The sequence below is a fragment of the Rhodoferax sp. genome, assembly GCF_028714215.1.
Taxonomy (GTDB): domain Bacteria; phylum Pseudomonadota; class Gammaproteobacteria; order Burkholderiales; family Burkholderiaceae_C; genus Rhodoferax.
This window is the reverse complement of sequence record NZ_JAQTMS010000047.1, coordinates 1-21,355: the sequence shown is the minus strand read 5'-3', so window position 1 is coordinate 21,355 and position 21,355 is coordinate 1. Positions and strand designations below refer to the sequence as shown.

Annotated in this window: 12 protein-coding genes and 1 pseudogene; 7 read left to right on the top strand and 6 right to left on the bottom strand. The window is 62.6% G+C overall.

From position 1 onward, the window contains the following. Window positions 1-3: 3 nt before the first annotated feature. From PHS32_RS18280 to PHS32_RS18260, 5 genes are read right to left on the bottom strand one after another with little or no spacing between them, the layout of a single operon-like run. Complete coding sequence (locus PHS32_RS18280) at window positions 4-1,389, bottom strand: MATE family efflux transporter (RefSeq protein WP_301080533.1); 1,386 nt, start codon at window positions 1,387-1,389, stop codon at window positions 4-6. A gap of 14 nt (window positions 1,390-1,403) precedes the next feature. Then, a complete protein-coding gene (malQ, locus tag PHS32_RS18275) occupies window positions 1,404-2,930 on the bottom strand; it encodes a 4-alpha-glucanotransferase (RefSeq protein WP_301080532.1) in 1,527 nt (508 codons plus the stop codon). Window positions 2,931-2,953: 23 nt separating this feature from the next. Further along, on the bottom strand, window positions 2,954-5,047 hold the full coding sequence (gene glgX / locus PHS32_RS18270; RefSeq protein ID WP_301080531.1) for a glycogen debranching protein GlgX: 2,094 nt from the start codon (window positions 5,045-5,047) through the stop codon (window positions 2,954-2,956). Then, on the bottom strand, window positions 5,044-7,230 hold the full coding sequence (gene glgB / locus PHS32_RS18265; protein ID WP_301080530.1) for a 1,4-alpha-glucan branching protein GlgB: 2,187 nt from the start codon (window positions 7,228-7,230) through the stop codon (window positions 5,044-5,046). The genes glgX and glgB overlap by 4 nt, the downstream gene beginning before the upstream one ends. Before the next feature lie 48 nt (window positions 7,231-7,278). After that, complete coding sequence (locus PHS32_RS18260; protein WP_301080529.1) at window positions 7,279-9,696, bottom strand: glycogen/starch/alpha-glucan phosphorylase; 2,418 nt, start codon at window positions 9,694-9,696, stop codon at window positions 7,279-7,281. A 268-nt stretch (window positions 9,697-9,964) separates the two neighbouring features. On the opposite strand from PHS32_RS18260, the gene ugpC reads away from it, so the two are divergent. From ugpC to PHS32_RS18230, 6 genes are read left to right on the top strand one after another with little or no spacing between them, the layout of a single operon-like run. Beyond that, a complete protein-coding gene (gene ugpC, locus PHS32_RS18255) occupies window positions 9,965-11,080 on the top strand; it encodes a sn-glycerol-3-phosphate ABC transporter ATP-binding protein UgpC (protein ID WP_301080528.1) in 1,116 nt (371 codons plus the stop codon). Next, window positions 11,070-12,272 (top strand): maltose/maltodextrin ABC transporter substrate-binding protein MalE, encoded by a 1,203-nt coding sequence (gene malE / locus PHS32_RS18250; protein WP_301080527.1) that lies wholly within the window; start codon window positions 11,070-11,072, stop codon window positions 12,270-12,272. Before ugpC ends, malE begins: the two co-directional genes overlap by 11 nt. A 1-nt stretch (window position 12,273) precedes the next feature. Continuing rightward, the gene (gene malF / locus PHS32_RS18245; RefSeq protein ID WP_301080526.1) at window positions 12,274-13,812 is read left to right on the top strand and encodes a maltose ABC transporter permease MalF; all 1,539 of its coding nucleotides are present in this window, start codon (window positions 12,274-12,276) and stop codon (window positions 13,810-13,812) included. 4 nt (window positions 13,813-13,816) lie between these two features. Further along, the gene (gene malG / locus PHS32_RS18240; RefSeq protein ID WP_301080524.1) at window positions 13,817-14,707 is read left to right on the top strand and encodes a maltose ABC transporter permease MalG; all 891 of its coding nucleotides are present in this window, start codon (window positions 13,817-13,819) and stop codon (window positions 14,705-14,707) included. Next, the gene (locus PHS32_RS18235) at window positions 14,704-17,442 is read left to right on the top strand and encodes a glycoside hydrolase family 13 protein (RefSeq protein WP_301080522.1); all 2,739 of its coding nucleotides are present in this window, start codon (window positions 14,704-14,706) and stop codon (window positions 17,440-17,442) included. The genes malG and PHS32_RS18235 overlap by 4 nt, the downstream gene beginning before the upstream one ends. Next, a complete protein-coding gene (locus tag PHS32_RS18230) occupies window positions 17,439-17,699 on the top strand; it encodes a hypothetical protein (RefSeq protein ID WP_301080521.1) in 261 nt (86 codons plus the stop codon). Before PHS32_RS18235 ends, PHS32_RS18230 begins: the two co-directional genes overlap by 4 nt. Before the next feature lie 82 nt (window positions 17,700-17,781). Here PHS32_RS18230 and PHS32_RS18225 read toward each other — a convergent pair whose 3' ends face one another. Then, window positions 17,782-20,598: a TonB-dependent receptor gene (locus PHS32_RS18225; protein ID WP_301080520.1), complete on the bottom strand. Its 2,817-nt coding sequence runs from the start codon at window positions 20,596-20,598 to the stop codon at window positions 17,782-17,784. Between the two features lie 300 nt (window positions 20,599-20,898). Between PHS32_RS18225 and PHS32_RS18220 the strand changes: the two are divergent. After that, window positions 20,899-21,355 (top strand): annotated as a pseudogene (locus tag PHS32_RS18220) (MotA/TolQ/ExbB proton channel family protein); the annotation flags it as partial.

The window sequence follows — 21,355 nt, the reverse complement described above, 5'->3', positions numbered from 1 at the left end:
GCTTCATTGCCCATGACCCTCATTTTGATTTTGATCGAACAGCACGCGCCGGCGCGTTGCCACGGCCGACGCCAGCCAGCCGTGACCGAACCAGCGTGCCGCCATCGCCAGGCCGCGCAGCCACTCGTCGGCGGCGTAGGCGATCCAGACGCCCACCAGGCCCAACTTGAAATGGACACCCAGCAGCCAGGAGCCGCCGGCCATCACCAGCAGCATGGAGGCGGCGCCGGCGGCGACCGGAAAGCGGGCGTCGCCGGTGGCACGCAGCGCGTTGATGATGACCACATTGCAGGTGCGCCCCGGCTCCAGCAACACGGTAATCCACAACAGCGTGGTGGCGCCGGCAATGATCTGCGCGTCCTGGGTGAACAGCGTCAAGGCCCAGGGCGCGCTGGCCGCCACCAGCAGCGCCATGCAGAGTGACAGGGCCAGGCCCCACAACAGCGTCTTGCGCAGCAGCCGGTGCGCCTGGCGCAAATGGCCGGCGCCGATCAGATGCCCGACCAGAATCTCGCCCGCGAAGCCCAGCGAAACACTGAACAGCACCACCACGTTCATCAACTGAAAAGCATAGGTCTGCGTCGCCAGCGCCTGCGAACCCAAACCGGCCACCACCGTTACCGACACCAGCATCGCCAGGCGATAGGCCACGTTCTCGGCGGCGCCCGGCAAGCCGATATGCAACATCGGCCGCAACAACTGCCAATGCAGGGTCCACCAGTCGCGGGCCTGGGGAATGATGTGCAGACGCCAGCGCCACAAGGCCAGATGAACCAGCAAACCGAAGATGCGACTCAGCACCATGGCCAGCGCGAAGCCGACCAGGCCCAGCGGCTCCAGCGCGCCGAAGCCGCGCATCAGCGGCAGGCACAGCAGCAGATGCAGGCCGTGCATGGCCAGGATATTGAACATGACCTCGCGCGTGCGCAGGTGAGCCCGCATCACCGACGCCATGCTGGCATTGAAGGCGTCCAGTGCCAGCGCCAAGGCCAGCACTTGCAGGTAAGGCTGCCCCAACCGCAGCACGGCGGGCGGCGCGTTGAGCAGGGCCAGCAGAGAATCGGCACCCCAAAAAACCACCAGACCGGTCGCCAGACCGAGCCAACTGCTGGCCCCCAGCGCGGCCCGCGCGCTGGCCTGCGCGCCGGCGCGGTTGCCGGCGCCCAGATTTTGCGTGATGACCACGCTGACGCCCATGCCGATGACGCGAAACAGCAGGAAGAACGTGCCCTGCAACTGGTTAGCCAGCGCAAACGCGGCCGAGCTGGCGTCCGACTCGCGCGAGGCCAGCCACAAGCCCAGCAGGCCGACGCCAAAACCCAGCACCATCTCGGCCAGCAGGGGCCAGGCCAGGGCCAGTAAATGCGGTCGCTGCCGGAACTGCGTCATGCCTCGCGCGCCAGCTAGCCCTTGGGCAGGTGCAGCAGTTCGATCGGGCCTCTGCCGCTGGCGGCGGTGATCAGGCCCAGCACCCGGCCCGGCTCGCTGCCCAGCATGTCCCAGTCGAAGCGCCAGACCCAGTTGCTGCCGCCCAGGGTGCCGGGCAGGTTCATCCGGTGGCTGCCATCCAGGCCCAGCACATCCTGCAGCGGAAACACCGCCATCCGGGCCACCGAGTTGCAAGCGGCACGGATCATGGCCCAGTGGATGTCATGCGCACCGGCGGCCAGGTAGCTGCCGGCGAAAACTCGCCCGCGCTGCGGCGCATGGTCCCACCAGCCGCGCACCGTGTCGTTGTCGTGCGTGCCGGTATAGACGACGCAGGCCTTGTCGTAGTTGTGCGGCAAAAACTCATGCGCGCCATCGGCGCCAAAGCCGAACTGCAGGATCTTCATGCCGGGGAAGCCGCAGCCGTCGCGCAACTCGATCACGTCGGGGGTGATCAGGCCCAGATCCTCGGCAATGATGGGCACTTTGCCCAAGGCGCGCTCGATCGCCGCAAACAGCGCCTTGCCCGGTGCCGGTACCCAGCGCCCTTGCACCGCTGTGGGGCAACTGGCCGGGATTTCCCAGTAACCGGCAAAGCCGCGGAAATGGTCGATGCGAAACACATCGGCCTGCGCCAGGGCACGCCGCACGCGCTGCGTCCACCAGGCGAAATCTTCCTCGGCCATGCGCTCCCAGCGGTACAGGGGATTGCCCCAGCGCTGACCAAGCGGACCCAGGTCATCGGGCGGCACGCCCGCCACCACGGTCGGCTGGAAATTGGCGTCGAGCTGGTACAGATCGGGCCGCGCCCAGCAGTCGGCGCTGTGGTGGGCGATGAAGATCGGCAGGTCGCCCATGATGGCGACATCGCGCGCATTGGCGTAAGCCTTGACGGCGCTCCACTGGCGGTCAAAACACCATTGCACAAACTGCCAAAAGTAGATTTCGTCGGCCTGCTGCCGGCGCGCCTGTTGCAGTGCCGCCGGCTCGCGCCGGCGCAAGTCGGGCTGCCACTGCCACCAGGGCTGGCCGCCATGCGCCGTCTCCAGCGCCATGAAGAGCACGTAGTCGTCCAGCCAGTAAACCTGCTCCGTGCACCAGGCGGCAAAGTCGGCGCGCTGGTCGGCAGAGGCCTTGAGCTGGAAACCGGCGGCGGCACAGCGCAGTTGCGTCAGGCGCCAGGGCACGACCCGGCCAAAGTCGACCCTACCGGCTTCGAAGCCGCCCGCGGGCAACTGCGGTGGCGCCAACCAGCCGGCCGCCACCAGCGGCTCCAGCGCCACCATCAAGGGGCTGCCGGCAAAGGCCGAGACGCTCTGGTAAGGCGAATCGCCGGGGCCGATGGGCGTCGTCGGCAACAGTTGCCAGATGCGCTGGCCGGCCGACACCAGCCAATCGACAAAGCGATAGGCAGCCGGCCCGAAGTCGCCAACGCCGTGCGGACCGGGCAAGGAAGTGATGTGCAGCAAGACACCGGCGCTGCGTTGATGAAGATTGATCATGGTAGGTATCCGGGTAAAAAATATCAGACGCTGGCGCGCAATACCAGCACGGCTTGCGCGCTGGCCAGCAGGGAAGTTTCCAGCATATCGGACGGCATCAACTCGCCGCTGCTGTCCAGCAGCAGTTGCCAGCGGCCCAGATCGAGCGTGAAGCGGACCGGCGCCGGTTCCGGATTGAAGACCAGCAGCAAGCGCTGCGGACCGGTGTACCCGTTGGCTTCGCCCACGGTGCACCGCAGCTCGCAGGCAAAAGCCTGCTGCTCCTGGGCATGCCAGTCAGGGGTCAACATTTCCTGACCGTCGGGCCTGCGCCAGCGCCGTTGCGGACCGTGCTGCCCTGGCGACTGCGACGACCAGTCGTTGCTGCGCTGCGCCGGCTCGGCACGGCGCAGCGCCAGCAGCTGGGCGACGAAGTCCTTGAAGCGGTGGTCGGCCACCGACCAGTCGAGCCAGCCGGTGGCGTTGTCCTGACAGTAGGCGTTGTTGTTGCCCTGCTGGGAATTGCCTATTTCATCGCCGGCGCACAGCATGGGCGTGCCCTGCGCCAGCAACAGCGTGGCCATCATGGCGCGGCGCAGGCGTTGGCGTTGCCCATTGATGGCGGCGTCATCGGTGGGGCCTTCGACACCAAAATTGGCGCAGGTCTCGCCATCGCGGCCATCGCGGTTGTCCTCGCCGTTGGCCTGGTTGTGCTTGCGGCTGTAGCTCACCACATCGGCCAGCGTGAAACCGTCGTGCACCGCCAGGAAATTGACCGAGGCGCCGGGGCGGCGCCCGTCGTGATGAAACAGGTCGCTGGAGGCCGTGAAGCGGCGCGCAAATTCGCCGCGATCGACACCGCGCCGCAGCCAATAGCCGCGCACCGCGTCGCGGAACTTGTCGTTCCAGTCCAGAAAGCGTCCTGGGAAACGCCCCACCTGGTAGCCGTTGGAGCCGCCATCCCAGGGCTCGGCAATCAGGTGCACGCGCGCCAGCACCGGGTCCTGGCGCAGCGCGACAAAGAACGGCGCGTTGGCGTCAAAGCCGTGCTCGGTGCGCCCCAGCACCGGCGCCAGGTCAAAGCGAAAGCCATCGACGCCCATCTCCTGCACCCAGTAGCGCAGCGAATCCAGCACGAACTGGGTCACCTTGGGGTGTGCCACCCGCAAGGTGTTGCCGCAGCCACTCAGGTTTTCGCAGCGGCTGCGATCGACCGTCTCCAGACGGTACCAGCTGGCATTGTCCAGGCCACGAAAACTCACAGTGGGACCCCACTCGTTGCCCTCCGGCGTGTGGTTGTAGACGACGTCCAGCACCACCTCCAGACCATGCGCATGCAGGCTGGCCACCATCTGCCGAAACTCGGCAGTCACTGCCGCCGGATCATCACGCTGTGTTGCCAGACGCGGGTCCGGACAACAGAAGCCCAAGGTGTTGTAGCCCCAGTAATTGGTCAGGCCGCGACCCCTCAGCGCTGGCTCGTCCAGGCAGTACTGCACCGGCAACAAGGACAGCGTGGTGACGCCCAGGGACTTGAAGTGCGCGATCGCGGCCGGATGCGCCAGACCGGCGTAAGTGCCTTGCAGGGCCGCCGGAATATCCGGATGCGCCTTGCTGAAACCCTTCACGTGCACCTCGTACAGCACCAGATCGGCCGTTGCGTGGCGCGGCGCGTTGAGCGCTGCGGCAACCACCCCCGACGGCGCGGCGACCCGCGCCTTGAGCGCCAGCGCCGCGTTGTCGCGCTCATCGAACGAGGCCGGCCCATCGGCATGGCCCAGCGTGTAGCCATGGTGTTCGGCGCGCCAGGAAAACTGCCCGACGATTTCACGCGCGTTGGGGTCCAGCAACAATTTATTCGGATTGAAGCGGTGACCGGCGCGGGGCTCGTAAGGACCATGCGCGCGCAGCCCGTAGACCAGACCGGCAGCGGCGCCGGGCAGGAAGCCGTGGAACACACCATCATCCGGACCGAACAGATCGTGCCGTTGCAACTCGCGCTGGCCGTCGGCGTCGAACAGGCACAGTTGCACGCGCAGCGCATGTTGCGAGAACACCGCGAAATTGACGCCGCCGTCGCGCACCTGCGAGCCCATGGGCTCAGGGCGGCCAGCCAGTAAAACATTGCAAGGACTCATGCCGGGACCAGAAAAATGGTGGCCAATGGCGGCAGCGTCAGGCGCAGCGAGTGCGCCCGCCCATGCGCCGGCGCGGCCTGGGTTGGCAGCCGGGCCGCGCCATTGCCCTGGTTGCTGCCGCCGTAGCAAGCCGAGTCCGTATTCAAGACCTCGCGCCACTGCGACGGGCCATGCGGCACGCCAACGTCATAGTCCTGGCGCGGCAGCGGCGTCAGGTTGCTCACCACCATCAGCATGGCGTCCTGCGCATCGCGCCGCAACCAGGCGAAAACCGACATCTGGGCATCGTCCGCCACCAGCCATTCAAAGCCGCGCGCCTCGCAGTCCAGTTGATGCAACGCAGACTGCGCGCGGTACAGGTGGTTGAGATCGCGCACCAGACGCTGGACGCCGGCGTGGCGTTCATCCTGTAGCAGCGCCCAGGGCAATTGGGCGTCATGATCCCACTCACCCGGCTGGGCAAACTCCTGGCCCATGAACAGCAGCTTCTTGCCCGGGTGGCCCCACATGAAGCCGTAGTAGGCACGCAAATTGGCGAAACGCTGCCAGTCGTCGCCCGGCATTTTTCCCAGCAGGGAACCCTTGCCGTGCACCACCTCGTCGTGCGACAGCGGCAACACGAAGTTTTCGCTGAAAGCGTAGTGAATGGAAAAACTCATCTTGGCGTGATGCCAGCGCCGGTGCACCGGGTCTTCGCGCATGTACTGCAACGTGTCGTTCATCCAGCCCATGTTCCACTTGTAGTGAAAGCCCAGACCTCCGGCACCGGTGGGCGCCGACACCCCTGGAAAAGTCGTCGATTCTTCCGCCACCATGATGGCACCGGGCGCGACGGCTGCCACCTCCTGATTGATCCGGCGCAGCAAGGAGATGGCTTCGAGGTTTTCCCGGCCGCCGTCGACGTTGGCAATCCACTGCCCCGGCCGGCGCGAGTAATCGCGGTACAGCATGGAGGCCACGGCATCGACCCGCAAACCATCGACACCCAGGCGCCGGGTCCAATAGTGGGCACTGGCGGCCAGGAAGTTGCGCACCTCCTTGCGGCCGAAGTTGTAAATCAGGGTGTTCCAGTCGTTGTGGAAACCTTCGCGCGGATCGGCGTATTCATAGAGCGCCGTGCCGTCGAATTGCGCCAAACCGTGGGCGTCGGCCGGAAAGTGCGCCGGCACCCAATCCAGCAGGACGCCGATGCCGCGCGCGTGGCAGGCTTGCAGCAGGCGCTCGAAGCCTTCCGGCGGGCCGAAGCGGGCACTCAAGGCAAACAAGCCCAGGGTCTGGTAGCCCCAGGAACCGTCAAACGGATGTTCGCTCACCGGCAGCAGCTCGACGTGCGTGAAGCCCTGCTCCGCCACATACGCCGGCAGCGTTTGCGCCAACTCATCCCAACTGGCAAAGCGGCCATCCGCGCCACGCCGCCAGGAGGCGGCATGCACCTCGTAAATCGAAATCGGTGCGCTGCGCGCGTTGGCCTGGGCGCGCTCCGCCGGCAACACTTTCTTCTCCGGCATGGGGGCCACTATGCTGGCCGTGCCGGGCCGCAACTCGGCGGCGCGCGCATAGGGGTCGGCCTTCTGCGGCAACAATTGGCCAGTCGGTCCCAGCAACTCGAACTTGTAGTGGTCTCCCAGACCAGCGTGCGGTACGAAAATCTCCCACACCCCGGCACCGTGGCGCAGTCGCATGGGGTGGCGCCGGGCGTCCCAGTGGTTGAAATCTCCCACCACGCTGACGCGCCGCGCATTCGGCGCCCAGAGCGCGAAACGCACGCCGGCGACACCTTGGTGCTCAAGGCACAGCGCACCCAGAACAGTGTACGGATCGGGGTGCTTGCCTTCTTGCAGCGCCGTCAAGTCGTCGTCGGTCAGTTGCGCACCGAAGGCGTAAGCGTCGGCATAAATGTTGGCGGCCGGTGCCGCCGCGTCCAGCCAGCGCACCTCTAACCGGTAATCAAAGCGCTTGCGCCGGCGCCCCAGCGCCCCCTCGAACAAACCTTGCGGGTGGCGCAGAGCCAGCCCAGCCACCGGCTTGCCGCTGCGGGCCTCCAGCACCTGCACCTGCTGGGCTCCCGGCAACAGGGCGCGCAACCAGAGCTTGCCATGGGCGTCGGCGTGCAAGCCCAGCGCCGCAAACGGGTCGGAGTGGTGAGCGCCTACCAGGGCCTGGACATCTGCGTCGGAAAGCATCCGGATCCTCCGAATCAAAGCGCTGTCAGATCATGCCAGCCAGCGTTTTCAGCGTGGCGCTGACCAGACGCGTTCAATGTACTCGCGAATCGTCCGATCGGCCGAGAAGCTGCCCATGGCGGCGACATTCAGCAAGGCGCGCCGAGCCCAAAGCGCGGGCGTCTTGAACAAGGCATCGACCTGGGACTGGGCCGCCACATAGGCCTCGAAATCCGCCAGCAGCAGGTAGGGGTCGGACCCCAGCAGACTGTCGACCAGGGTCCGGTAGCGTTGACTGTCTCCTGGCGAAAAGTCACCCTCTGAAATCGCATCGAGTACCCGCTTGAGTCGAGGATTGCCTTCAACATACTGTGCGGGCCGATAACCCTGCGCCTTGATTTTTTGCACGGCATCGGTGCGCAAACCAAAGATGAACATGTTCTCCTCGCCCATGGCTTGCGCCATCTCGATGTTGGCACCGTCCCAGGTGCCGATGGTGAGGGCGCCGCTCAGCGCAAACTTCATGTTGCCGGTGCCGGAGGCTTCGGTACCGGCGGTGGAAATCTGTTCGCTCAAATCGGCCGCCGGAATAATGACCTCGGCCAGGCTGACGCCGTAGTTGGGCAGGAACACCAGCTTCAGGCGCTGGCCGACGCGCGGGTCGCTGTTGACGAGCGCCGCCACGTCGTGCGTCAACTGGATGATCAGCTTGGCCATGTGGTAGGCCGACGCCGCCTTGCCGGCAATGATGACGGTGCGCGGCGTCCAGTCGGCCTCGGGCTGGTCGATGATGGCCTGGTAGCGGGCAATGACTTGCAGCACATTGAGCAGTTGGCGCTTGTATTCGTGGATGCGTTTGGCCTGCACGTCGAACAGGCTGGCCGGATCGACCTCGATGCCCAATTGGGCTTGTATCAAGGCCGCCAGCCGCTCCTTGTTCTGAAGCTTGACGGCCAGGAAATCGCGCCCCAGTTGCGGGTCTGCCGCCAGTGGCTTGAGCGCCGACAGCCGGCTCAGATCCTGGCGCCACGTTTTGCCGATGCGGTCGTCGATCAGGGAAGACAGACCGGGGTTGGCCTGCATCAGCCAGCGCCTGGGTGTGACGCCGTTGGTGACATTGTGGAAGCGCTGCGGATAGAGTTTGGCGTAGTCGACAAAAATGGTCTGCACCATCAGCTCCGAGTGCAAGGCCGAGACACCGTTGACCTTGTGCGAGGCCACCACCGCCAGGGAGGCCATGCGAATCCGGCGCTCGCCGCTTTCATCGATCAGGGAAACCCGCCGCAGCAAGGCCTCGTCGCCCGGAAAACGGGATCGCACCTCGGTCAGAAAGCGCCCATTGATCTCGCAAATGATTTCCAGGTGACGCGGCAGCCAAGCCTCGAACATGGGCACCGGCCAGGTCTCCAGCGCCTCAGGCATCAAGGTGTGATTGGTGTAGGACACAGCCTCTTGCGTGATGGCCCAGGCCGCATCCCAGGCCATGCCGTGTTCATCGAGCAGCAGACGCATCAATTCGGCCGGCGCCAGCGCCGGGTGCGTGTCGTTCAGGTGAATGGCATTGGCGCGTCCCAGTTGCGCCAGACTGCGGCCCTCGCGCAGATGGCGGGCCACGACATCCTGCAACGAGGCGCTGACCAGGAAGGCCTCTTGTTTCAGGCGCAGTTCGCGCCCGGCGGCGCTGCTGTCGTCCGGGTAGAGCACCCAATTGATGACGTCGGCAGCGACGCGGTGGCTGGAGGCCGCCACATAGTCGCCACGGCAAAAAGCGGCAAAGTCGATCGGCTGTTCGGCACTGGCATGCCACTGACGCAAGGTGGAAACGCGCTGGCTGTGGTGGGCCGGCACGATGAAGTCAAAGGCTTGCGCGATCAGACGCTGGGCCGGCACCCAGCGCCGCACCCCCGCCTCGACCTCGACCCGGCCGCCCAGACCGACGCTGAAACGGGCTTCCGGGCGCAGCACCTCCCAACTGTTTCCGGCGCGCAGCCAGTCATCGGGCACCTCGATTTGCCGGCCGTCCCGGATCTGCTGGGCAAACATGCCGTACTGGTAACGCAAGCCATAGCCAAAGGACGGCAAACCCAACTCGGCGAAGGAATCCAGGAAACAGGCGGCCAGCCGGCCCAGACCGCCATTGCCCAACGCGGCATCGTTTTCCAGTTCCAGCAAATCCGGCAACTGCAGGCCTTTGGCCGCCAGTTGCTGGCGCACTTCACTCTCCAGCCCCAGCGCCGCCAGTGCATTGCCCAGGGCCCGCCCCATCAGAAACTCCATCGACAGGTAATGCACCCGGCGCACGCCAGCGCTGCCCACCGAGTTGCGGTCTTCCTGTTGGCTGCGCGCCCAGCGCTGCGCCAGCAAGGCCTGCGCCTTGGGTGCGGCGGCCAGGGCCTGCAACCAAGCCTGGCGATCAGCGTCAGCGACACTTCCAGAAGGCAGGCGGTCAGGGGTCTTAGCGGGGTCGGCAAAGATTTCGGTCTTCATGGGTTCCGGTCTCATCAAATTATGTAGTTAAATTACATTAAAATAATTCAAGACTCTATGGTACCAATAAATATCGCCTGATCCAGCGTCCAACTCTCACTTACTTGATGCGTTGTATAACTACATTTTTTGCAGGTATACTTGATTCAAATTTTGCGTCAATCGCTTTGATGGGCGCGTCGAAGCGGCTCTTGCGGCAACCGAGCCACTTCAATTACCAACAAGAGACAAGCGACTCGCAGCCGGTATGTGAGCGCGGAGATGCACCATGGCAGACGTCAAGCTTTCAAGTGTCAGCAAGGCCTTTGGCGATAGCGTGATCCTGCATGGCATCGACCTGGAGATCCGCGACGGCGAATTCATGGTTTTCGTCGGTCCTTCGGGTTGCGGCAAATCGACCCTGCTGCGCGTCATTGCCGGACTGGAAGACATCACCGGGGGCGAACTGACCATCGCCGGTCGTGTCGTCAACGACGTGCCACCGGCCGAACGCGGCATTGCCATGGTGTTCCAGTCGTACGCCCTGTACCCGCACATGGACTTGTACGACAACATGGCGTTCGGCCTGAAACTGGCCAAGCTGCCGAAAGACGAAATCGACCGCGCGGTGCACCAGGCGGCCAGGATTCTGAACATCGAGCACCTGCTCTCGCGCAAGCCGAAAGACCTGTCGGGCGGTCAGCGCCAACGGGTCGCCATCGGCCGCGCCATCGTACGCAAGCCCGAGGTATTCCTGTTCGACGAACCCTTGTCGAATCTGGACACCGCGCTGCGGGTGCGCATGCGCTATGAATTTGCCAAGCTGCACGAAGAATTCAAGACCACCATGGTTTACGTCACGCACGACCAGGTCGAAGCCATGACGCTGGCCGACCGCATCGTCGTGCTGTCGGCCGGTCGCATCGAGCAGGTCGGCGCGCCCCTGACGCTGTACGAATACCCCGACAACCTGTTCGTCGCCTGCTTCATCGGCTCGCCGGGCATGAACCTGCTGGACGGCGAAGTGCTGGAAGCCAGCGCCGACAGTGCCAGCGTGCGGCTGGGCGGCGGCGAAGTGATCCGCTGCCAGGTCGATGCCGCATCCGCCCGGGCCGGCGACAAGGTGAAACTGGGGGTACGGCCCGAGCATCTGCGCGCCGGCGTGGCCGACAACGCACTGCGGACCCAGGTGACTTTTGTCGAGTCGCTGGGCAGCATCACTTACGCTTATTGCAGCAACCCGGGCAGCGCCGAGATGCTGACCGCCGCCATCGATGGGCAGGCCAGGGTGCGTGCCGGTGACGCACTGCTGCTGGGGGTACCGCCCGAATGGGCTTACCTGTTCGATGCGCAGGGACGCGCTTTTCGGCGCCATTCCAGCCCGGAGTTGCGCCATGCTGCGTGACATGCGGGCGCTCTGTGGTGCGCTGGCGGCATGGGCGATCTGGGCCGCCATGGCGTGGCCAGCGCTGGGCCAGGCCGCTGTGGCGCCGCAGTTGCTGGTCTGGATCAATGGCGACAAGGGTTACAAGGGCTTGCAAAAAGTGGGGGACGCGTTCAGCCGGGTCTCCGGCGTCGAGGTGATCGTGCAACACCCCGAGGGCGCGCCCGACAAGTTCCAGGCCGCCGCCGGCGCCGGCAAGGGACCGGACATTTTTTGCTGGCCGCACGACCGCGCCGGCGAGTGGGCCAAATCGGGCCTGATCGTGCCGCTGAAGCCGCCGCGCCGCATCCGCGACGAAATCGAAGCCTCGGCCTGGTCGGCCTTCACCTACCAGGGCAAGGTCTGGGGTTATCCCCTGTCGATCGAGGCCATCGGTCTGATCTACAACAAGGCGCTGGTGAAAACGCCGCCGGCCAGCTTCGAGGAAGTGATCGCCCTCGACAAAACCTTGTCGGCGCAAGGCAAGCACGCGATTTTGTGGGACTACAACAAGTCCTTCTTCACTTGGCCGCTGCTGGCCGGACCCGGCGGCTTCATCTTCGGGCGCACGCCGCAAGGCGATCTGGACCCCAAGCTGGTCGGCGTCAACGCACCAGGCGCGGTGCAAGGTCTGGAGATGCTGGCGCGGCTGGTTCAGGGCGGCCAGATGCCCAAGGGCGCACGCTACGCCGAAATGGAGAGCGCTTTCAACCGCGGGCAGTTGGCGACCATGATCAGCGGCCCCTGGGCCTGGGACAACCTGCGCAAGAGCAATATCGATTTTGGCGTGGCGCCCATCCCCAGCATCGGCGGCCACCCGTCCAAGCCTTTTGTCGGCGTGCTGGGCTGCATGATTGCGTCGCCCAGCAAGGTCAAGGACATTGCGCGGGAGTTCATCGAGAACCATTTGTTGCGCATCGAGAACCTGAAGATCGTCTCGGCCGACGTGGCGCTGGGCACGCCGGCCAACAAGGCCTACTTTCAGGAATTGTCGGCCGACCCCCACATCCGCGCCACCATGGCCAACGCAATGGCCGGAGAGCCGATTCCCAACATTCCGGAAACCGGCCGCTTCTTTCCGGCCATGGACGCCGCGCTGGAGGCTGTCACCAATGGTCGCCAGTCGCCCAAGGATGCACTGGACGGCGCGGCAGCGCGCATGCGGGTGAAATGAGATGAGCCGCACCCGTCCCTGGTTCAAATGGCCGCTAGTGGTCCTGCTGACTGTGGCTCTGCTGTGGCTGGTGTTTGGCATTTACGCCGCAGGGCAAGCCCTGTCGGCGCTGGCGCTGCTCAGCTTCGGCGCACTGGCCTTGTATGTGTACGCGTCGAAGCGCACGCTGGCCTGGCGCTACCTGTTCCCGGGGGTCGCCGGCATGCTGCTGTTCGTCGCCTTTCCGCTGCTCTACACGATGCAGATCGGCTTCACCAATTATTCCGCCAGCAACCTGCTGGAATTCGAACGCGCACGCGCTTACCTGCTGGACCAGACCACGGTCGACGAAGACCGGACGCTGAACTTCACGCTGCATGCTGAGGGCTCCGCGCTGCGGCTGCTGTTGACGCCACCGGAGGGCGGCACCGGGAGCCGCTTCATTTCGCCGCCGCTGGCCCTGGACAGCACCGGCGCCGCTCGCAAGGCGGTAGCCATGCAGGCTCTGCCGGCCGACAGCCCGGCGCTGGTCAACCCGCTCCCGCTGCGCCAGGTACTGAGCTACCGCGACGCCTTGCTGGGCCTGAAACTTGAGTTGCCCGATCACCGGGTGTTGAGCTATGCCGGGGTGCACGAGTTCGGCACCGTTGAGCCCTTATGGCACAGCAACGCCGATGGTTCGCTGACGCAGTTGGCAACGGCCACGCTGTACCGACCCAACCGGGCCACCGGCTTTTTCGAAAACCCGCAGGGTGAGCGCATCCAGCCCGGGTTCCCGGTGGGCATCGGCTGGGCCAACTACAGCCGCATGCTGTTCGACAGCGACATGCGCGGACCGTTTGTCTCGATCTTTGTCTGGACTCTTGTATTCGCCGGCCTGACGGTGCTGTTTTCCACCGCGCTGGGCATGACGCTGGCGGTGCTGCTGAACTGGGAGGCCTTGCGCTATCGCACCCTGTACCGGACCCTGCTGTTTTTACCCTACGCCGTGCCGGGCTTCATCTCGATTTTGGTTTTCAAGGGCTTATTCAACCAGAATTTCGGTGAAATCAACGCCATCCTGGACGCGGTCTTCGGCCTTCGCCCGGCCTGGTTCGCCGATCCGACACTGGCCAAGGCGATGCTGCTGCTGGTCAATACCTGGCTCGGCTACCCCTACATCATGGTGCTCTGCACGGGACTCATCAAGGCCATTCCGGCCGACCTGTACGAAGCGTCCGCCATTGCCGGCGCGACACCGCTGGCCAACTTTTTCAAGATCACCGCGCCACTGATTGCGCGGCCGCTGACGCCCCTGCTGATCTCGGCCTTTGCCTTCAACTTCAACAACTTCGTGCTGATCTCGCTTCTGACCGATGGCCGGCCGGATTACCTGAACACCAAGTTACCGGCCGGCACCACCGACATCCTGGTGTCTTACACCTACCGCATCGCCTTTACCGATGCCGGCGCCAATTTCGGCCTGGCGGCGGCGATCTCGACCCTGATCTTCTTCATGGTGGCCTTGCTGTCGCTGGCCAACCTGAAGCTGAGCAAGGTAAACGACAACCGCAGGAGCTAGCGACATGGCCATCGTGACCGGAAAAAGCCAGCGCTGGCGCATCGCGGCAGCCCATGTCGGCCTGTGGCTGCTGATAGTGGTCACCCTGTTTCCGCTGCTGTCGGTGATCTCGATCTCGCTGCGCCCCGGCAACTTCTCCACCGGTTCGCTGATCCCGACCGAGATCAGCCTGGAACACTGGAAGCTGGCGCTGGGTTTCAGCTACACCACAGCCGACGGCAGCCTGGTCACGCCGCCGTTTCCGGTGTTGTTGTGGCTCTGGAACTCGATCAAGATCGCCAGCATTTCGGCACTGCTGATCGTGGCCATCTCGACCACCGCCGCCTACGCTTTTGCGCGCCTGAAGTTCGCGCACAAGAACAGCATACTCAACAGCATGCTGTTGCTGCAGATGTTCCCGGTGGCGGTGGCGCTGGTCGCCATCTACGCCATTTTCGACGGGCTGGGGACTTACATTCCGTGGCTTGGCATCGAGACCCACGCCGGCCTCATCGTTGCCTACCTGGGCGGCGTGGCGATGCACATCTGGACCATCAAGGGCTATTTTGAGACGATCCCGGTCGAGATCGAGGAATGCGCCAAGGTCGATGGCGCCAGCCACTGGCAGGCTTTCCGGCTGGTGCTGCTGCCGATGTCGGTACCTATCCTGATGGTGGTGTTCGTGCTGGCCTTCATCGGCACCATCATCGAGTACCCGGTGGCCTCGGTGCTGCTGCGTGAAGAGCCGAACCTGACGCTGGCGGTCGGCTCCAAATATTACCTGTATGAACAGAAATACCTGTGGGGCGACTTTGCCGCGGCGGCAGTGCTGTCGGGCCTGCCGATCACGCTGGTATTTTTGGCGGCGCAGCGCTGGATCGTGTCGGGCCTGACCTCGGGTGGTGTCAAAGGGTGAGCCGGCATCGGCACGCGGGGAGAGCAACGCTGCTGCGGCGCGGCTTGTTGACCGCTTGCGCAATTCTGCTGCTGGCGCCCGGCGCGGCGCAGGCAGCGGCGGCCGATAGCTCCTGCCGCGCCGACCCCCTGGGCGGTCGCGCGCTGTACCTGCGCGGCAGCTTCAACAGCTGGAACGCAAGCGACAGCCAGAAATTCAGCTGGATTTGCAACCGTTATGAACTTGTGACCCGTATCATGGGTCAACACAGATTCAAACTGGCCGACGAGGGCTGGTCGGCCGATGCCGACTTCGGCCGCGCCAGCACACCGGATCATCTGACGATCAAGGGAGCCGAACTACAACACCACTTTGATGGCGTGCACCGTTTCACCCTGACAATGAATACTTCCAACACCGACCCCAGCCTGCGCATCGAAAACTGCCCGGCCGAGGCGCCGCTAGGTCAAACCACCCTGTTCCTGCGCGGCAGCATGAACAACTGGGCGGCGCTCGACGATTATGCGTTCCAGTACAGTTGCGACGCCTACTACCTGAACGTGAACTTGCCGACACGGCACGAATTCAAGATCGCCGACGCTGCCTGGCAGGACGCCACCAGTTTCGGCCACGCCGGCAACGCGGAACTGGTCGCCGGCGGCGGCAACCTGTCATACCCGTTCACGGGCGAACACACCCTCCGGCTGGTCTTCGCCGGTGGCAGGCCGCAGCTCAGCATTGGTGAAAAGACTTTTGCCGACCCCAGCGCACGCGCCGTCACCGACCCGGTGGCGCGCAGCCTGCGTTTCGACTCGCGCGCCATAGCCGACAAGTCGCCGTTCGGCGCTCAGATCGTTGGCAGCACCCTCAGTTTTGGCGTCACCGCCTTGCCTGGCGTCAGCCAGCTCACACTGGTGATCGAAATACGCCAACTCGAAGGCAACCAGGAATTGCTCAACTACACCGAAGTGGCGCGGCTGCCCATGACCCGCAGCGCGCGGGCCGGCCTGGAACGCTGGAGCGCCAGCCACCGCTTCAGCGACGTCAGCATCTACGGCTACTGGTTCGAGGCCCAGATTGACGGCAAGATTTTCGTTTACCAGAACAACCGCGACCCGGTATTCTGGACGCGCGAAAAAGGTTCCGGCGGACTTGGCGAAGTGGCTGACAAGCCGCTCGCCAGCCAGGCCATCCGGCGCTTTCGCCAGACCATTTACGCGGCCGATTTCAAAGTCCCGCAGTGGGCTCCCGACATTGTTTATTACTACATCTTTCCGGATCGCTTCCGCAATGGCGACCCGGCCAACGATCCGCAGCCGGGCCGCACCAAATACCACGATGCGACGGTCGAGTTGCACCACAACTGGCTCGACAAACCCTGGAAGCCCGGCAGCGGCGATGGCTCCGACGTCATCTACAACAACGACTTTTTCGGCGGCGATCTGGCCGGCATCATCGAAAAGCTGGACTACATCCAGGATCTGGGCGCCAACACGATTTACCTTACACCGGTGTTCAAGGCTGCCAGCAACCACAAGTACGACACCACCGACTACAAGAACATAGACCCTGGCTTCGGCAGCAATGAGGACTTTGTTCGCCTTACCAAGGAGGCAGCCAAGCGTGGCATCCGCGTCATCACCGACACCAGTCTGAATCATACCGGCAGCGACTCGATCTACTTCGACCGCTTTGGTAATCACCAGTCGAATGGTGCATTTGAAGGTGGCAAGATTCGCAGCGATTCACCTTACGCCAGTTGGTACAGCTTCGACGCCAGGCAAGCCGCTCCCGACAAGCAGTACAAGGGCTGGGTCGGCGTCACCGACTTGCCCGAGCTAAACAAAGCTTCGTCGGCATTTCGCAAGTATGCCTACGGCGACCACGACTCGGTGATGAAGCTGTGGCTGGACCGCGGCGCCGCCGGCTGGCGCATGGACGTGGCGCCCTGGGTGCCGGACGACTTCTGGCGCGAGTGGCGTAGCGCCATCAAACAACACCGGCCTGACGCGCTGACGGTGGCCGAGACCTGGTTCGACGCCTCCAAGTATTTTCTCGGCGACATGTTCGATTCGACCATGAACTACATCTTTCGCAACACCGTGCTGGAATACGCGGCCGGCGGCAAGGCCAGCGAGTTGTATCGCAATATCGAGTTGATGCGCGAGGCCTATCCGGCGCAGGCCTTCTATGCGCTGATGAACTTACTCTCGACGCACGACCAGGCACGCAGCCTGCATTACCTGGGCTGGCAAGACGACAACGCCGACGCCGAGGTGATCCAGCGCGCCAAGCAACGCCTGAAACTGGCGATGTTCTTCCAGATGACTTTCCCCGGTGCACCGGCGGTCTACTACGGCGACGAGGTGGGGGTCACCGGTGGCGACGACCCCTACAACCGCGCGCCCTACCCCTGGGCCGATCAGGGTGGCCGGCCCGACACCCACTTGCTGGCTGAAGTCAAACGCCTGATCAAGCTGCGCAACGCCAACCCGGTGCTGCGCCGCGGCTCCCTGGACGCGCCGCTGCTGATTGACGACCACGTCATCGTGCTGGGCCGGCAACTGGGTGACAAGTTTGCCATCAGCGCCAGCAACAACGCCGAGACGCCCAGCACCGTGCGCTTGCAGTTGCCGGCCAACGTCAAAGTCGATTCCTTCACCGATGCTGTGACCGGCGCCAGTGTCCACGCCAGTCAAGGCCAGCTCAGCATCACCATCCCGGCACTTTTCGGCACCTTGCTGCTGAGCCAGTGAGCGTCGGCGGAGCGCGCTATTGGGAGCGCTGGAAAACCATGCAGTTGGACCCGCAAGGGCTGGACTGGAACGAATTGGCCTTGCGCTTTTCAGCCCACCTGCCAGGGGTCGCCAGTTGCATTGTGGGTACCGGCAAGTTGGCCCATTTCAAGCGCAACATCGAAATCCTGGCCCAGGGTCCCCTGGACGCTCCATTGCAGCAGCACATTCGGGACGCCTTCGTCCGCCATGGTGATCAATGGAGCGGCTTGATTTGATTCGGTGCGAGGCGTAGACAAAAAAACCCCGAGCTGGCACGCGGCCGACTCGGGGAAAAATCACCTTGGAAAAATGATTCGATCAGAACTTGTAGGTGGCACCCAACATGTAAGCCTTGCCGTACTTGGCAGACTCTGTCGTCTGCTGACTTCCATCTGCATTCACGATGTACTTCTGGAACACAGCATCGGTCAGGTTATTGGCTTGGAACGTCAACGACAACCCCTTGGCTGGGCCCGATTTGAACTCGTAGCCGACCTGCATATCAACAATTCTTTCGCCTCGGATATAGGTCAACTGACGCTCATATTGGTTGTCGGTGAACTCACCAATAAAGTCCGAACGTGTGCGCTGGCCGACGCGGGCAGAAAAACCACCGGCTTCGTAGTACAGGCTCAAGTTCGTGACCTGTTTGGACAGACCTGGCAACTCCATATTGTCCGCACTGCCGCCAGCGGCGTTCGGAATGTTGACAGAGCTGTGAGTGTTCGAATGGTTGATGTAGGCACCAAAACCAGCCAGTGCGGGTGATATCAGGTCGAACGGAGCGTTTGCAGTCAACTCAAACCCGGAGATCGTTCCCCCCTGCCCATTCATCGGGCCGGTGTAGTCAAGGGTGGGGTAGCCCGTAAGGCCGTATTTGCTACTCAGAACGTCCGACTTGAACTTTTGTTGATAAATGAAAGTCTGTAGGTCCTTGTAGAAAGCCGCGCCAGCGATATAGGCCCGTTTGCCAAAGTATTTTTCGTAGGCAACATCAAAGGTGCTGGCACGGAAAGGTTCCAACTCGGGGTTGCCACCGCTGCCACTATGGTTGCCGCTACAGCTCTTCGGATCACTGGCTGGCGACCAGCATTCAAAAATTGCGTTGGCACGCAAGTCGCGAAGGCCTGGTCGCGCCAGCATCTTGCCAAGGCCCATGCGAACCACCTGGCTGTTACCGGCATCAAATACCAGGTTCAAATTTGGCAGAACGTCGGTGTATGCCTTGCCTCCACTCTTGTCAAGCGTCTGTTTCACATCAAAACGATTGCCGTCCGGATTGCCCCACGTTGCAACTGTCGTGTCGTTCAACCCCTTTGAACTTTGGTCGGTCTTAACAACTTGCAGGCCAATATTGCCTCGCACCGGGATACCGGCGGCGGTGGTGTCGATATCGAGCTTGGCAAAAGTGGTCGTCACCTTCTCCTTCACCGACCAGTTCTTCATGATGGCCCATGACTGATCACCCATATCGGTGTACTTGTAGACCGAATCGATCAGCGCGATCGAGTCCCAGCCGAGCACATTGATACCCGGGATACCTGCATTCACCACTGATGACGATGGCAGCGCAGCAGTCGCGGCATTGTTCTGCAAACTCAGCGAACCTTCAGTCATACCGAGTACCTTGCTCCGGTCGCTGAAATTAACACCTACAACGAAAGAAGAGAAATAGGGTGTGTCCAGACTACGCTTGAGTTCAGCGCGCAGCGATTTCATTGAGTCATCGATCGAGGGCTTTTTCAGCCAACCCAGGCCCCAAGGCGTATTGCCCAGCAACAGGGTGCTTGCATCCGCCATGTTGAGGCTGTAGCCAAACTGTGGAATGTCTGATCGGCTATCAAACGTCAGGTCGCCTTTGGTGCCGGTGACCGCATTTGAATCAATGTCAACTTCGGTGCGCCTGGACTTGGAACGCGACAAATCGATCACGCCCGACCATTCCTTGTTCAGTTTGAACTTGTTGTTCCAACCAATTGCGGTGTTGTCATCGTTCTGTTGTTGCCCAATGGTCTGAACGATAGCCGACACACCGGATACCGTACCAGCCAAAGCAACCCCGTTGGAGAGCGTGGCGTTGCTCAAGGTGGTTCCCTCGTTGAACTTGGGGAACGCAACCTGGTGCCCGAGTGTTCTGCGATCCGCAGTCGATGAGAACAAATCCAATGTGGAAGTGAAATCCTTGGTGGGTTGGAATTCAACCACCGCCATCACGCCCTGACGGGTGAATTTGGATAGACGGCTGAGTTCAGTCACGCTATTACGCAGCGGCAACTTGGTGCCGTCGCTGAAAGTTTTGTCCGCGTCATCAAAGCTGTTCACACCACGGCCCGTGCTGTCACCACTCTGGCGTGCAACGCCAAGGGCAATACCCAGAGTTTTGTCAAGGAGTTGGTCGACGTAGGAAAAGCTGAAGTCGTTGCCAGCACCCGTGGGGCCGAGTCCAACACTCGTCTTCTTCTGATTCAGGCCCACCGAAATCTTGCGTCCATTCACCTTCAACGGGCGTACCGTTTGGAGATCGATGGTGCCCGCTATCCCTTGCCCCACCAAGGTTGAATCCGGTGTCTTGTAGAGCACTACGCCGTTCATCAGTTCAGACGGATAGGCATCAAACTCTGCGCCGCGGCCATCGCCAGGGTTAACCTGCTCACGGCCATTGAGCAAGGTCGTCGCAAAATCAGGCGGCATCCCACGCACGCTGAGTTGACTCGCCCGACCTTCGATGTTTCGTTGCGCCGCCACGCCCGGCAAGCGAGCGATCGAGTCCGCAATACTCGCGTCCGGCAGTTTCCCGAGATCTTCCACCGAAATGGCTTCAACAATCGAGTCAGCGTTCTTCTTGACCGAAATCGCACTCTCGATCGAAGCCCGGATGCCGGTCACGGTCACGGTGCCCAGGTTGGCGGCATCGCTGGCGCCGGTCTGAGCCTGTTGGGCATGGGCCGTGCCGCCCATCATGAGCAGCACGGCACAACCGGCGGCGACGGGCGCCAGCCTGAATACCGAGCGCTGTCGGGCAAGCGACTGGGGGCTCTTAATCGAGGACGTTTTCATCAAATATATCTCCTGGTACACATCAAAAAAACAATTTCCCTGACGGCTGGCGGCAAGGTTCAATTTACGAAAATTCACAATCTCTCAACCCTGTTTGTACCAAAACAAGATATTTAACCGGCTAGTAGAAACCCTCGACTGATCCAATTTTTGCCCTGTTTTTGACAAACTTGATAAAATATTGGCTTTTTTACAACAAATATTGGCTAAATTCTGTCATTACAGATTTTTTAAAAGTCGCATTTTGAATTTTTATGTAGCTAAATTACAAGTATACTTGCCGAAACCTTGGTTTGGGTCTCGACACCGCCATGGCCATGCCTACCCCCTGTACACGTTTGTCAAAGAGGAACCACAGTGCAAAAGAAAGTCACTCGAATGATTGCGTCCTGCGCGTGCGCGCTGGGACTGTTACTACCGGTGGTGGGCGCGCTAGCGCAGGCCCAGCCTGCGGCACCGGCCGCCGCTGCCAGCGTCACGACCGCAGTGGCCCCGCTCGCCGGCGAAGCCAGCCCGGACGCCGCAGCCGCCCCGAAGAAAGCCGCTGAAGTCAGCGACAACCCCTACGGCATCGAAGCCCTGTGGAAGACCTCCGATGCGGTGGCCAAGACGGTGCTGATGCTGCTCTTGGTCATGAGCGTGAGCAGCTGGTACGTCTTGATCGTCAAGTTGTTCGAGCAGAGCAAGATCTCGCGCCAGGGCAAACTCGCCGCCAACGAATTCTGGTCGGCCGGCACCGTGCAGCAGGGCTGCGCCAAGCTCGACGCCAACAGCCCGTTTCGCTTCATCGCCGAAGCCGGGCTGGATGCCACCAAGAAGCACGACGGCCTGATGG

What these genes read in the sequence shown, in the direction of transcription:
- PHS32_RS18260 (WP_301080529.1), bottom strand. Translation starts at nt 9,696, where the DNA reads ATGAAGACCGAAATCTTTGCCGACCCCGCTAAGACCCCTGACCGCCTG.
- glgX (WP_301080531.1), bottom strand. Translation starts at nt 5,047, where the DNA reads ATGAGTCCTTGCAATGTTTTACTGGCTGGCCGCCCTGAGCCCATGGGC.
- ugpC (WP_301080528.1), top strand. Translation starts at nt 9,965, where the DNA reads ATGGCAGACGTCAAGCTTTCAAGTGTCAGCAAGGCCTTTGGCGATAGC.
- PHS32_RS18280 (WP_301080533.1), bottom strand. Translation starts at nt 1,389, where the DNA reads ATGACGCAGTTCCGGCAGCGACCGCATTTACTGGCCCTGGCCTGGCCC.
- malQ (WP_301080532.1), bottom strand. Translation starts at nt 2,930, where the DNA reads ATGATCAATCTTCATCAACGCAGCGCCGGTGTCTTGCTGCACATCACT.
- malE (WP_301080527.1), top strand. Translation starts at nt 11,070, where the DNA reads ATGCTGCGTGACATGCGGGCGCTCTGTGGTGCGCTGGCGGCATGGGCG.
- malG (WP_301080524.1), top strand. Translation starts at nt 13,817, where the DNA reads ATGGCCATCGTGACCGGAAAAAGCCAGCGCTGGCGCATCGCGGCAGCC.
- glgB (WP_301080530.1), bottom strand. Translation starts at nt 7,230, where the DNA reads ATGCTTTCCGACGCAGATGTCCAGGCCCTGGTAGGCGCTCACCACTCC.
- malF (WP_301080526.1), top strand. Translation starts at nt 12,274, where the DNA reads ATGAGCCGCACCCGTCCCTGGTTCAAATGGCCGCTAGTGGTCCTGCTG.